Origin of the sequence: Xanthomonas sp. BRIP62415 (assembly GCF_003993515.1) — a bacterium.
Taxonomy (GTDB): Bacteria; Pseudomonadota; Gammaproteobacteria; order Xanthomonadales; family Xanthomonadaceae; genus Xanthomonas; species Xanthomonas euroxanthea.
Window position 1 is genome coordinate 170,396 of sequence record NZ_QEZH01000028.1, and the last position, 12,799, is coordinate 183,194.

Below are 12,799 nucleotides of genomic sequence, written 5' to 3' on the forward strand. Positions count from 1 at the left end.
GCGCAGGCCCGGTTGCCCCGGCGATGGCAAGGCCCGCCCACAGCTGGCGCTGCCGGGCCGCTAGGCCGCCGCCAGCGCCGCTCGCGGGCGACGCAACTCGACGGTGATGTGCACCAGTTCTTCGTGGATCTGCAAGGCGGCGCGCACCAGGTCCGCATCGATGTCGGCCGCAGTGACCAGGCTGACCACGCAGGCATAACGATCGCTGCCCACGCGCCAGACATGCAGGTCGCCGATGGCGATGGCATGCGGCAGCCCGGCGATGACCTGCTTCACTTCCGCCACCACCGGCGCATCCATCTCCGCATCCAGCAGCACCCGGCCGGTACTGCGCAGCAGCCCCCACGCCCACACGGTGACCAGCACCGCGCCGACGATGCCCATGATCGGATCCAGCCACCTCACGCCCCAGTACATGCCGGCGAGCAGCGCGACGATCGCCAGGACCGAGGTCGCGGCATCGGCCACCACGTGCAGATACGCGGCGCGCAGATTGAGATCGGCATGCCCATCGTGGTGATGACCATGACCATGACCATGACCGTCATGCGCGTGGTCGTGCCCGTGGTGGTGGCCATGCGCATGGCCATGCGAGTCGCGCAACCACCAGGCGCAGATCAGGTTGACCAGCAGGCCGATGACGGCGATGACGGTGGCTTCCTGGTACTGGATGGGCCTGGGCGAAAACAGCCGTTCCACCGACTGGAACGCCATCAGGCCGGCCACGCCCAGCAGCAGCATTGCGCTGGTGTAGCCGCCGAGCACTTCGACCTTCCAGGTGCCGAAGCTGAAGCGCAGGTCGCCTGCATTGCGCCGCGCGAAGCGGTAGGCGAACAGCGCCAGGCCCAGCGCCAGCGCGTGCGAGCTCATATGCCAGCCATCGGCGAGCAGGGCCATGGAGTTGAGCGTCCAGCCGCCGACGATCTCCGCCACCATCATCACCACGGTCAGAATGACCGCCTTGCGGGTGCTGCGCTCGGCCAGCGGGTTGGCGCTGGCGAAGGTGTGCGACTGCGCGCAGTGCGGCGCGGCATGCATGATCGACATCGGGAGAGGCCCTGGCTACGATACCCCCCTATGGTATCTCAGGTACCCCCAGGGGGTATATGGCAATGGCGCATCTGAATCAGGACAAATCCAAGCTGCTCGCCCGCGTGCGCAGGATCCGTGGACAAGTGGAGGGGCTGGAGAAGGCCCTGGCGCAGGACGTGGACTGCACGGCGTTATTGACGCAGGTGGCGGCGTTTCGTGGCGCTGCGCAGGGCTTGATGGTGGAGTTGCTCAGCGAGCACTTGAAGCATCACGTCGCCGCGCCCGACGCGCTGAGCGAGCGCGAGCTGGCGGTCGACGACATCGCCGCCATTCTCAGGACGTATCTGAAGTAGGCGCGGCCATCGGAAGAAGCAACGCGTTCGCCGCCAGGCGGATGCGGCCGGCGCCAGGACCCGGCATGTGCCATGCGCGCACTGCGGTTCCTGCGCGCCGTCCGCCCTCGCCCGCGTGCACGGGGGCAAGGGCTTGCCGTGCACTCAGCGCGCCGAAGGCTCCAATGTCATCAGCACCACGTCGTTGCTGCGCATCGGCACGCGGATCTCCACCACGCCGTCGGCACCGACACGTACGCGGCGGTCCTGTTCGGGCGTATCGCGCGTGGCCTGCTGCAGCTGCGCCAGCTGCCGCGGTGCCAGGTCCTTGGGCATGCCCATGTCGATGTACAGCGACAGCGGGTCGTTGCGCCGGTAGCCGGTCTTGCGCACCTGCAGCCGGTAGTTGCCGGCCGGCACCTGCGCCAGCCGGAACACCAGCGCTGCGCTGTCGGTGCTGGGCACCTGTTTGGTATAGAACGGTGTATTGCTCACCGCCTGCACCGGCTGCTGCCAATCCCAGGCCACTGCCGCGATGCGCTGACCATCCACCGCCGCAAACGCATGCGCATCGCCCAGCGGAATGTCGCGGCCCTTGAGCGCGTGCAGGTACTTGTAGGCGAACCAGGCCGGCTTGCGGATGCCCTCGCGATTCATCAACCCGAAGCCGCCGTGGAAGGGTGTGGGCGGCGGGCCGGGTTCTTCGAACAGATCGGTGTAGGTCCAGTAGCTCATTCCCTGCACCAGGCCTTGCACCTGCTTGAGCTTGGTCAGGATATAGGGCGCGCTGATGTAGCTGTCGTGGACGAAATCGCGCGGCGTGTAGCTGCTGCTCCACTCGGTGAAATACAGCGGCAGATCCGGAAATGGCGAAGCCTGGATCTGCGTGCGCACCCGGCGCACATCGCCGACGATGGCGTCCGGCGATGCCGACAGCTTGACGTCCTGCTTGCCGTCTTCATCGAGAAAGCCGCCGTCCACGCCATAGGTATGCGTGGTGACGAAGTCGATCGGCAGTTTGTTCTTGGCAACATAGGCCAGCAGTTCCGGCACCCAGTCCGCACCGGCGGTGGACGGGCCGCCGACGCGCAGCTGCGGATCGATTGCCTTGATCGTGCGTGCGGTGTTCGCATACAGCTCGAAGTAGGCCTGTTGGTCGGCGTTTTCCCAGAAATCCTTGAGGTTGGGCTCGTTCCACACTTCGAAGTACCACTGGCGCACTTCCTCGGCGCCATAGCGCGCCCGGATGTGGCGCACGTATGCATCGATCAGCTGGGTCCACTTGGCTGGGTCCGGATGCGAGGTGTTGCCCTTCCAGTAGAACAGCGTCTGCTCGGAGGTCTTCATCGCGCTGGGCGTAAAGCCCAACTCGACGAACGGGCGGATGCGCTTGGCCAGCAGCGCGTCGTAGAGCTGATCCAGCTTGGTCCAGTCGTACACCAGTTTGCCGTCCACCTCCTTGACGGTGCCGAGCACGTCATGGAACACGTCGTGGAAGCGGATGTAGCGAAACCCCAGCTCCTGCACCGCTGGCACCAGCTGCGCCTGGCTGTCGCTGCGGATCAAGGTGCCGGGAAAGTCCGAGCCGATCGACAGGTCGTAGAACCGGTCGACCGGCCCGCCGGCGCTGCCCAGATCCACCTGGATGGTGCGCGGCGCTGGCGCCTGCGCCATGGCAGAGGCCGCCATGCAGCCGCCCAGTGCAATTGCCAACAAGATCTTCAGACGCATTGGCGCTCCCGCCGAGGTTCGATCGGGGGAGCGTAACCCAGCTCGGGTCCCGCGCTGCACGCCGCAGCTGCTTGCGTCTGCTTCTTGCGATCGTCGCGCCGCAGCGTGGGAAAGGCGCACACGATCGACCATGTAAAGGGTGCTTGACAGCTGGCCACGGCAGGCGCATCTTGCCTGTCAAGTTGACTTGACAGGCGAAGGGAATGCGTCAGCGGCATCGGCAACTGCAATGCAGACCGGCATGGTCGGCGCAGCCCTTGCTGCGCGGCGGAGTCGGAATCCGCAGCACTGGCCTGCCACTGCCTGCATCGACACCTGCGCGGCACGGCGCATGACCGGCTGCAATCGCAACGCGCTGATGGCGCTCTGCCTGGGTGCGGGCCTGCTTGCCGTGGGGGTGCTCGGGCATTGGCGGCTGCTGCCGCTGGGCGCCTACCTTGCCGGGCTGTGCGTGGGCGGGGGCGTGTCGTGCCTGTTGCTGTCGCTGCTGCTCTGGCTGTCGCGTGGCAGCCTGCGCGACAGCACGCGGCCGGTCCTGGCGCGACGCTATCACCGCGAGTTCGGCGTGCCGATGGGGATGTATGTGGTGGTGATGCTGTTCTGGAACCATGTGCTTGCCCGCGTGGATCCGGGCTGGGCGCGCGTGCTGATCGCCTTGTTGCCGGCGGTGCTGGTCGCCCTGGTGATCCGCGCGGTGGCGCGCTACGTGCGCGACTCGGATGAGATGCAGCGACGCATCGAGCTGGAGTCCATCGCCATTGCCGCCGGCCTGCTCAGCAGCGCGTACATGACCGGCGGCTTTCTGCAGGCCGCCAAGCTGATCGACATTCCCGCGACGGTGGCGATGTTGTGGGTGTTTCCGATGTTGTGCGCCATCTACGGCGTCACCAAAAGCATCAACGCACGACGGTTTCAATGAATAGTCGCGTGCGCGAACTGCGCGAGGCCAGTGGCTGGTCGCAAGGCGAGCTGGGCGAGCGGTTGGGTGTGTCGCGGCAGACCATCAATGCACTGGAGACCGGCAAGTACGATCCCAGCCTGCCATTGGCGTTTCGCATCGCGCGCTTGTTCGGGGAATCGATCGAGCACGTTTTTCTTTACGAAGACGGGCAGTAGTCGCGCCGGTCACACCCGACCGGCTGCGGTGTCAGGGGACAGGGATATCAGGAGAGATGGTGAACATGGTCAAGCAACCCACACTGGTGGCAATGCTGCTGCTCGCGCTGCTGGCGAGCGGATGTCAGCGGGCGGACCAGCCGGCTGAAAACGCAGCTGGCGCGACCAAGGCTGGCCCGGCCGCGTCCGGCAGCGTGCAGCCGCGTGCTGCAACGGCGCAGACCGGCACCGCCGCCGGCAATCGCTACGGCGCATTGCACTTTGCACCGTGCACGCTGAGTTCCGGCAGCGCGGCCGGCAATATCGAAGCGCAGTGCGCCAGCCTGCGGGTGCCGGAAAACCCGGCCGCGCCGACAGGGCGCAGCATCGACCTGAAGATCGCCTGGCTGGAAAGCGATGCTGGCGCCGGCAGCACGCCGGACCCGGTGTTCTTCATCGCCGGTGGGCCGGGGCAATCGGCCACGCAGGTCGCCGCGATCGTGGACATGGGTCTGCATGAAGTCCGCAAGCAGCGCGACATCTTCCTGGTCGACCAGCGCGGGACCGGCGGCTCGCATCCGCTGGAGTGCCGCGATGCCGCCGGCAAGCCGCTCATGCTGGAAAACAGCAGTGCCGCCACCGCCGAGCAACTGACCGATTACGCACGCCAGTGTGCACAGGGGCTGCGCAATGACGCCGATACACGCTATTTCACCACCAGTGAGGCCATTGGCGATCTGGATGCGGTGCGCGCCGCACTGGGCGTGCAGACGCTCAACCTGATTGGCGGCTCCTACGGTACCCGAGTGGCACAGCACTATGCGGCGCGCTATCCGCAACACACGCGCACGCTGGTGATCGATGGCGTTGCGCCAAACGATCTGGTGATCGGCGGCGAGTTCGCGCGCACGTTCGAAGATGCGATCGCGTTGCAGGCCAGCCAATGTCGCAAGGAACCCGCCTGCGCCAAACGCTTTCCGGTGGACACGCGCACGCAGCTGCGGCAGGTGGTGGAGCGCCTGCGGCAGGCGCCGGTTGCAGTGGATTACCGCGATCCGCGCACCGGTGAACTGCACCACGAGCAGGTGACGGCCGATACCGTGGTCGGCCTGGCGTTCGGGTTTTCGTATGCGCCGGAAACCGCCTCGTTGCTGCCGCTGGTGCTGGACGAGGCGGCGGCGGGCCGTTACGCCTCGTTGATGGCGCTGGCGCAGATGAGCGCATCGGACATGTCCGACCAGATGAATCGCCCGATGCAGTGGTCGGTGCTGTGCAGCGAGGACGCCGGACGCTATACCCCGCCAGCCGCCAAGGACGGGACCTTGCTGGGGGCGGACGTGGCGCAGATGTTCTTCGCGCCCTGCACGGCCTGGCCGACCAAGCCGGCCCCGGCTGCCGATGCCGCGCCGTTCAAGTCCAACCTGCCGGTGTTGTTGCTGTCGGGCGAGCTGGATCCGGTGACGCCGCCGCGCTATGCCGAACGTGTACTGCAGGGCCTGCCCAATGGCCGCCACCTGGTGGCGCCAGGGCAGGGCCATGGCGTCTTTCGCCTCGGCTGCATGCCCAAGGTGCTGGGCCAGTTCCTGCAGACCGCCAATGCCAAGGCACTGGATGCGCAGTGCGTGGCCAGCCTCAACAACGTGCCCGCGTTTACCTCGTTCAACGGATGGGAACCATGAGTCGCACCGACCACGCCACGGAGGCGCACGCATGATCGTCGTCGACAACCTGCACAAAACGTTCAAGACCAAGACCGGGCCGGTGAAGGCGGTCGATGGGGTCAGTTTCAGCGCCGCCGATGGCCAGATCACCGGCCTGCTCGGCCCCAACGGTGCCGGCAAGACCACCACCTTGCGCATGCTCTACACGCTGATGTCGCCCGACCAGGGCAGCGTCACTGTCGATGGCGTGGATGCCACCCGCGACCCGGTGACCGTGCGCCGCGCGCTGGGCGTGTTGCCGGATGCGCGCGGCGTCTACAAGCGGCTGACCGCGCGCGAGAACATCGCCTACTTCGGTGAGCTGCATGGCATGTCGCGCACGCGCATTGCCGAGCGCACGCGCCTGCTGTCGGCGGCGCTGGACATGGACGACATTCTCGATCGCCAGACCGAAGGTTTCAGCCAGGGCCAGCGCACCAAGACCGCGATTGCACGCGCGCTGGTGCACGACCCGCGCAACGTCATCCTCGACGAGCCCACCAACGGGCTGGATGTGATGACCACGCGCGCCATGCGCGGCTTTCTGCAGCAACTGCGGGCCGAGGGCCGCTGCGTGATCTTTTCCAGCCACATCATGCAGGAGGTGGCGGCGCTGTGCGACCGCATCGTCATCGTTGCCAAGGGCACGGTGGTGGCCTGCGGCAGCGCCGACGAACTGCGCGCCGCCACCGGGGAAGACAATCTGGAAGACGCCTTCGTCAAGGCGATCGGCTCGGACGAGGGACTGCACGCATGAGCACCACATCGTTGTTGTCCACGCTGTGGACGGTGCTGCGCAAGGAACTGCGCGACATCGGCCGCGATCGCCGCACGCTGGCACTGGCCTTGCTGCTGTCGCCATTGCTGTATCCGATCCTGATCCTGGGCATGGGCGCACTGAGCGAAAGCCGTGTGCGTACCCAGATCGACAAACCGTTGGAGATTCCCATGCTCGGCCGCGAGAACGCGCCCAATCTGGTGCGCTTTCTGGCCGCGCAGGGGCTCAACGCAGTCGATGCGCCGGCCGATCTGACCGCCGCAATCCGCAACCAGGATGTGGATGTGGCACTGCGCATCAGCGCCAGCTACGCCGACGACTGGCGCGCCGGGCGCCCGGCATTGGTGGAGGTCATCAAGGACAGCACGCGGCGCGAGGCCGACGTGCCGAGCCTGCGCCTGCAGGCCGCGCTCAGCAGCTATAGCCAGCAGGTCGGTGCACTGCGCCTGCTGGCGCGCGGCATCGATGCGCAGGTGGGCAGGCCGCTGGAAATCGCCGCGCAGGATCTGGCCACCGCCGAAGCCAAACGCGGGCAGATGATGGCGATGCTGCTGCCGGTACTGCTGGTGATCACCTCGTTCCTGGGCGGCGCCTCGCTGATCCTGGATGCCACCGCCGGCGAGCGCGAACGCCAGTCGCTGGAACCCCTGCTGGCCACACCGGCGCCGCGCAGCGCGATCGTCAGCGGCAAGATCGCCGCCGCCTGCGTGATCGGCATGCTGTCGTTGCTGCTGACCTTGCTGGCCTTCAATGTGAGCGCGCAGCTGTCCACGTCGAACCTGGGCCGCCAGCTCAATGTCGGCATCGTGCCGATGCTGCAGATGCTGTTCATCCTGGTGCCGATGCTGTTTATCGGCACCTCGCTGCTGACCTATCTGGCCGCCGCCGCCAAGAGCATGAAGGAAGCGCAGGCGCATATGACCTGGCTGTTGCTGCTGCCGATGCTGCCCGGCTATGCGCTGATGGCGTATCCGTTGAAGACGCAGTTGTGGCATTTCGCGGTGCCGTTCCTGGCGCAGAACCAGATGCTGCTCAAGGTGATCCGCCACGAGCAGATCGACGCCCAGACCTGGGCGGTGTACCTGCTGGCGGGCTTTGGCCTGGCCGCGCTGCTGTGGTACGCGGCGGTAAGGCGCTATCACCAGGAACGGCTGGCGATTTCCGGCTGATGCCCTTCTCCTGCCGGGAGACGGTGGCGCACAGCGCCGGAGGACGGTGCAAATTGCCGGTACGAATGCGCGGTGACGCATGTCGATGTTGACGTTGATTGATTGAACGGTGTTGTTGTCTGCGCAGTGCGTGACGTCGACTCGGTCGCCGTACCCTCACCCAACCCCTCTCCCGAGGGGCGAGGGGCAAGGGGCTAGCAGTTCCTTCTCCCCTCGGGGAGAAGGTGCCCGAAGGGCGGATGAGGGTACGGATCACCAGGAAACAGAAAGCCCGCATCGCTGCGGGCTTTCTGTTTGGCGCCTGACATTCGCCGTGAGTGCAGTGCATCAACGTCAGCAAACATCAGCAACCATCAGCCATCGATCAAACCCTCAACCAACGATCCAACAATCAACCATCGGCGGAGATCAACGAGCAACGCACTCACTCAGCTGCATGCAGAACCATCCGATCGCCCAACGCCCCACTCAACCCCCCGGGTTGAACGACAGCGTGCGCCGCGTGGTCACCGGTGCAGCCACCGGTTCGAAACGCCAGCGCTTGACCGCATTGAGCGCTTCGCGGTCGAACACGCGCGGCGGGGTGGCGCGCAGCACGCGCGAGGCGGTGATCGAGCCATCGGTGCCGACGGTGATCTCCACCAGCACTTCGCCGGAGGTGCCGGCGCGCAGTGCTTCCGGTGGGTAACGCGGTGCCGGTGTGCTGATCGGGCGCAGCGACTGCGCGGCCGGTGCAGCTGCGGCAGTTGCCGGTGCCGGGCGCGGGGCCGCCGGGGTCGGCGCAGGCGCCGGAGTTTCGGCCTGACGGCGCGCGGCGGCCTGGCGTTCGGCCTCGGCGCTCTGCTGGCGGGCGGCTTCCTGTTGCGCGGCGATCTGCTGCGCAGCGGCCGCCTCGCGGGTCTGCTGCTCGGCCAGACGCTTCTGCTCGGCCGCCTGCTTGGCCTTGTCCTCGACCAGTTTCCTGGCCTGCTCGGCATCCTGCTCGGAGCGGCTGGCGGCGGTCTTCATACCGGTGTCCAGGCCACTTTTCAGGCGCGGCAGTGCCGGTGCCTTCGGGTCCACCTTTTCGATCAGCGCGATCAGGCGCTGCGCCTCGGGGAATTCTTCGCGGCTGATGCCCTGTTCGGCGGCGATCAGCGTGTACGGCATCAGGTCGGTCAGCGCGCTGTTGACGGTGGCGTCCTGCGGCTGCTTCTCACGCAGGGCCAGGTAGTACTCCACCGCGTTGTCGCCGGCCGGGGCGTACATGCGGTTGTCCTGCAAGGCCTTGGTGGCCGAGGCGCGCAACTGGTCGGCAGCCATCGATTGCACCTGCGGCGACACCGCCGTGGCCGGCGTTGGCGCGGCGGTAGGTGCCGCAGGCGTGGCGCCGGTGGCAGGCGCGGTGGTGGCGGCCTTGTCGTCCTGCCTGGAGCAGGCGGCCAGGCCGACCAACAAAATGACCGGCGCGATCCGGCGTGCCATACGGCCCTGTGTCAGATCCAACATGCGTTCCCCTTACCCCGATTGCAAAAAGATGCTGCGGCGAGCGCCGGCCATTGTTCCCGCAATGGCTGGCAAAGCCGCAATCTAGCATTGCTGAGGCGGTCTAAGCCAAGGGGGGCGCCTGCCGGGCGCGAAATTCATCGCGTCCCGGTGACCAGCGCCGTGTCGGTCGGCAGCCGCGTTGCCGGCTCGGGCAGCGGTGCCGGGCAATAGCGCCGCAGGAAGTCCGCATGCGCCGGCAGCCGCACCAAGGCAGCATCGACACGCGTGCGGATGGTCTCCAGAAAATGACGGAGCTCGGCATCGCCCATCAGGTCGGCCACCGGGTGATGCTGCTTCGGCGTGATGCCCTGGCCCAGCATCACCTGCACCCAGGAATTTTCCGCAAACAGCTCGTTGGCCTGGTGGAACACCCGCCCGCTCTGGCGGAACAACTCCACCCGATGGCGCAGCGTGTCGGGGATGTCCATCGCCGCGCAATCGCGCCAGAACGGCGTGTCGCGGCGGTCGGTGGCGTGGTAATGCAGGATCACGAAATCGCGGATATGGGTGATTTCGGCGGCGGCCTGGCGGTTGTATTCGGCAATATCGATGGCGTTGATGACCTGCGGGAAGGTCTGCATCAACCGGATGATGCCGCGCTGGATCAGATGGATATTGGTCGATTCCAACGGCTCCAGAAAGCCGCTGGCCAGCCCCAGCGCCACGCAGTTCTTCTCCCACACCCGATGCCGCTGATTGGGCGTGAAGCGCAGTGCCCGCGGCTGGCTCAGTGCGCGGCCGCTGAGATTGCGCTGCAGCACCTGCGCGGCGCTGTCCTGGTCCATGTAGCGGCTGGAATACACGATGCCGTTGCCGACCCGGTGCTGCAGCGGGATACGCCACATCCAGCCCGCCTGATCGGCGCGCGAGCGGGTGTACGCCACCGGCGCGCCGACCGATTCGGTCTGCACCGCCAGCGCGCTGTCGGCGAACAGCCAGTGCGACCAGTCGTCCGTGCCCACGCCCAGCGTCCTGCCGATCAGCAGGCCGGCAAAGCCGGTGCAATCCAGGAACAGATCGCCTTCCACCCGCATGCCGTTGTCCAGCGTCAGCGCGGTGAGATAGCCGCTGTGCGCATCGGTCTCCACGCTGCCGATGCGGCCTTCGATGCGCTGCACGCCGAAGCCTTCGCTGAAGCGGCGCAGAAAGCGCGCGTACAGGCCGGCATCCAGGTGATAGGCGTAATTCATGCCGCCGTTGGGCAGGTGGGCGAAGCGGCCCTCCTGCGCGGCGCGCAGCTCCAGGCAATAGTCGCCGAAGTCGCGTGCCACGCCACGCTGCCGGCCCTTCAACCAGAAATGCTGGAAGCCGGCGCTCCAGTGATCGGTGCCGGTATGGCCGAAGGAATGGATGTAGTGCCGGTCGACATCGCGCCAGTGCTCGAAGCCGATGCCGAGCTTGATGGTGGCCTGGGTGGCGGCCATGAACGCGGCCTCGTCGATCTCCAGCAGGCGGTGGAAGGTGACCAGGCTGGGGATGGTGGCTTCGCCCACGCCCACCGTGCCGATCTCGTCCGATTCCACCAGGGTGATCTGCAGGTGCCGGCCCAGCACCTTGGATAACGCGGCGGCGGCCATCCAGCCGGCGGTGCCGCCACCGGCGATGACGACGCGGCGCACCGGGCGCTGTTGTGGATCCGCAGGCGTGGTGTCGGTCATGGCATCAGATCCTCAGCGATTCAGGCGTTGCAGCAAGCGCGCGCGCAGGCTGCGGGCACGGGCCTCGTCCATCGGCGCCAGCACGCCGCGCGCAGACTCCGGCACGTGTGCGGCGGTGTCCGCGTCGGCATCGAACACGTAATGGTCGAACACGTCCTGCCAGATGGCGCGTTGCTCCGCTGGCAGGTCGCGCATGGTGAGCAGCGCCAGCATCAGCGCGTTCATCGGCGAATCCATGTAGGCCGGGCTCTGCCGCCACCAGAAATTCACCAGCACGTTGAACGGCGTCAGCGCCTGGACGTGATGCCACCACATGCTGGGAATGAACAATGCATCGCCCGGTTCCAGCTCGGCCACCAGCGCGTGTTCCAGCGCCTGCGCATAGCGTGGAAAGCGCTGCAGGTCCGGCGCGGCGATATCGACCAGGCTGACCGGCTGCCCGGCCGGGGTGAGATCGAGCGGGCCGATATACAGGTTGGCCAGTTGCTGCGGCGGAAACAGGGTAAAGCGGCGCCGCCCGGCGACCACGCAGGCCAGGTTGTCGGGCAGGTCCTGGTGGGCGGCGATGCGGGTGCGGTTGCCGATCCAGATGCTGGCCAGCGGCTGCGCCTGCGGCAGCGCGATCGGGTTGTGCGCGCGCAGGCCGGGCAGGTAGGTGTCCAGCGTGGTGGAGCCGACATAGATCGCCGGTGGCTGCGGGTTGTGCAGATCGCGCAGCAAGGTCTCCAGCACCACGCTCAATGGCACCCGTTCGGGGCGGAAATTGAAGCCACTCATGTCCGCGTTGTAGAAGAAGCGCCCATCGATCTCCGGCGGGCCGACCTGCGCCACCACCGCCTCGCCGCGATCGAAGCCGCGCAGGTAGGCGGCCGCCGCCTGCGCAGAGCTCGCGCCGGCCTGCGCCAGCGGCCAGTTGCGCACCAGCCCGCGCAAGACCAGCGGCGTGGTGGAGCGCAGCATGGCCGGATCCAGCTGCTGCGGGTCCAGCCCGTGTCGCTCTTCGATGGCGCGCGGCTCAGCCAGCATGGCGGCGCTGCAGGCGGTCGAGCAGGTGGCGGAACTGCGCGATCGAGGCCACCGCCATGTACAGCGGTTCCAGATCGCCATGCCGGTGCAGATCGAGCAGTGCGGCATCGTCGAGCGCGCGCAGGCGTTCTTCGTGCACGGCGTAGAGCCCGGTCAGACGGCATTCCAGGCCGTTCTGCAGCGTGGCCTCGAACACGAACGGTTCGAGCAGGTCGTAGCCCAGCAAGCGTGCGACGAAGGCCTCGCTCGCGGTCAGGCCATCGTGCAAGGTGCGCAATACCTGGCTGATGTGGTCGAGAAATTCGGTGGTACCGCCGTGTTCGCGAAACAGCACCTCGCCTTCGCTGCGGCTGATGCGCGGGCTGTCCAGGTCCACGTGCACCATCGGCCCGTCCGCCTGCTCGCCGATCAAGAACGGTTGGCGCTGGATCGCCAGCGGCACGTACGGCGCATCCCAACGCGCACCGTCCAGGAACAGGTTCTCGCCCAGGCGCAGGCCCAGCAACGCCAGCGGCTGAAAACTGCGCTCGCCGCTGCGATGGAACACGATCGGGTATTGCGCCTGGAGTTGGCGGAATTCCTGCGGAAAGGTCGTAGCCGACATCACGTCATCGCCGAAGGCGGCGCCGTGCGCGGTGATCACGCGCAGATCGCGGTGATCGAGGTTGTTCAACAACACGGCATTGGTCATGGGGGGGCAGGCAGATCACGCGGGGCGCGTGGCCCATGCTTGGACAGTTGCTTCGGCATG

General features: G+C 66.9%; 12 protein-coding genes. 6 read left to right on the top strand and 6 right to left on the bottom strand.

The genetic code is table 11. The features are described 5' to 3' along the window. Window positions 1-60: 60 nt before the first annotated feature. Complete coding sequence (gene dmeF / locus EO141_RS13395) at window positions 61-1,047, bottom strand: CDF family Co(II)/Ni(II) efflux transporter DmeF (protein WP_104584176.1); 987 nt, start codon at window positions 1,045-1,047, stop codon at window positions 61-63. Between the two features lie 65 nt (window positions 1,048-1,112). On the opposite strand from dmeF, the gene EO141_RS13400 reads away from it, so the two are divergent. After that, window positions 1,113-1,385: a metal/formaldehyde-sensitive transcriptional repressor gene (locus EO141_RS13400; protein ID WP_104584178.1), complete on the top strand. Its 273-nt coding sequence runs from the start codon at window positions 1,113-1,115 to the stop codon at window positions 1,383-1,385. Between the two features lie 144 nt (window positions 1,386-1,529). Here the strand turns inward: EO141_RS13400 and EO141_RS13405 are convergent, their stop codons facing one another. Next, window positions 1,530-3,095: a beta-xylosidase gene (locus EO141_RS13405; RefSeq protein WP_127169436.1), complete on the bottom strand. Its 1,566-nt coding sequence runs from the start codon at window positions 3,093-3,095 to the stop codon at window positions 1,530-1,532. Between the two features lie 331 nt (window positions 3,096-3,426). On the opposite strand from EO141_RS13405, the gene EO141_RS13410 reads away from it, so the two are divergent. Genes EO141_RS13410 through EO141_RS13430 form a run of 5 tightly spaced genes read left to right on the top strand, consistent with a single transcriptional unit; the run spans window position 3,427 to window position 7,837 of the window. Continuing rightward, window positions 3,427-4,014, top strand: a complete 588-nt coding sequence (locus EO141_RS13410; protein WP_127169437.1) for a hypothetical protein — start codon at window positions 3,427-3,429, stop codon at window positions 4,012-4,014. After that, window positions 4,011-4,211 carry a helix-turn-helix transcriptional regulator gene (locus EO141_RS13415; RefSeq protein WP_016903655.1) on the top strand — a complete coding sequence of 67 codons (201 nt, stop codon included), beginning with the start codon at window positions 4,011-4,013 and terminating at the stop codon, window positions 4,209-4,211. The genes EO141_RS13410 and EO141_RS13415 overlap by 4 nt, the downstream gene beginning before the upstream one ends. A gap of 59 nt (window positions 4,212-4,270) precedes the next feature. Then, a complete protein-coding gene (locus EO141_RS13420) occupies window positions 4,271-5,869 on the top strand; it encodes an alpha/beta hydrolase (RefSeq protein ID WP_164739205.1) in 1,599 nt (532 codons plus the stop codon). Between the two features lie 31 nt (window positions 5,870-5,900). Further along, window positions 5,901-6,647, top strand: coding sequence for an ATP-binding cassette domain-containing protein (locus EO141_RS13425; protein WP_104584186.1), 747 nt, complete (start codon window positions 5,901-5,903; stop codon window positions 6,645-6,647). Then, the gene (locus tag EO141_RS13430) at window positions 6,644-7,837 is read left to right on the top strand and encodes an ABC transporter permease (RefSeq protein WP_127169439.1); all 1,194 of its coding nucleotides are present in this window, start codon (window positions 6,644-6,646) and stop codon (window positions 7,835-7,837) included. Before EO141_RS13425 ends, EO141_RS13430 begins: the two co-directional genes overlap by 4 nt. 468 nt (window positions 7,838-8,305) lie before the next feature. On the opposite strand, the gene EO141_RS13435 is transcribed toward EO141_RS13430, so the two are convergent. The 4 genes from EO141_RS13435 to EO141_RS13450 all read right to left on the bottom strand — a co-directional run bounded on the left by EO141_RS13435 (window position 8,306) and on the right by EO141_RS13450 (window position 12,739). After that, window positions 8,306-9,325, bottom strand: a complete 1,020-nt coding sequence (locus tag EO141_RS13435) for an energy transducer TonB (protein WP_127169440.1) — start codon at window positions 9,323-9,325, stop codon at window positions 8,306-8,308. 134 nt (window positions 9,326-9,459) lie between these two features. Continuing rightward, window positions 9,460-11,022: a tryptophan halogenase family protein gene (locus EO141_RS13440; RefSeq protein WP_127169441.1), complete on the bottom strand. Its 1,563-nt coding sequence runs from the start codon at window positions 11,020-11,022 to the stop codon at window positions 9,460-9,462. Between the two features lie 12 nt (window positions 11,023-11,034). Next, window positions 11,035-12,048, bottom strand: a complete 1,014-nt coding sequence (locus EO141_RS13445) for a cupin-like domain-containing protein (RefSeq protein WP_127169442.1) — start codon at window positions 12,046-12,048, stop codon at window positions 11,035-11,037. Then, window positions 12,038-12,739 carry a SapC family protein gene (locus tag EO141_RS13450; protein ID WP_164739206.1) on the bottom strand — a complete coding sequence of 234 codons (702 nt, stop codon included), beginning with the start codon at window positions 12,737-12,739 and terminating at the stop codon, window positions 12,038-12,040. Before EO141_RS13450 ends, EO141_RS13445 begins: the two co-directional genes overlap by 11 nt. Window positions 12,740-12,799 lie beyond the last annotated feature (60 nt).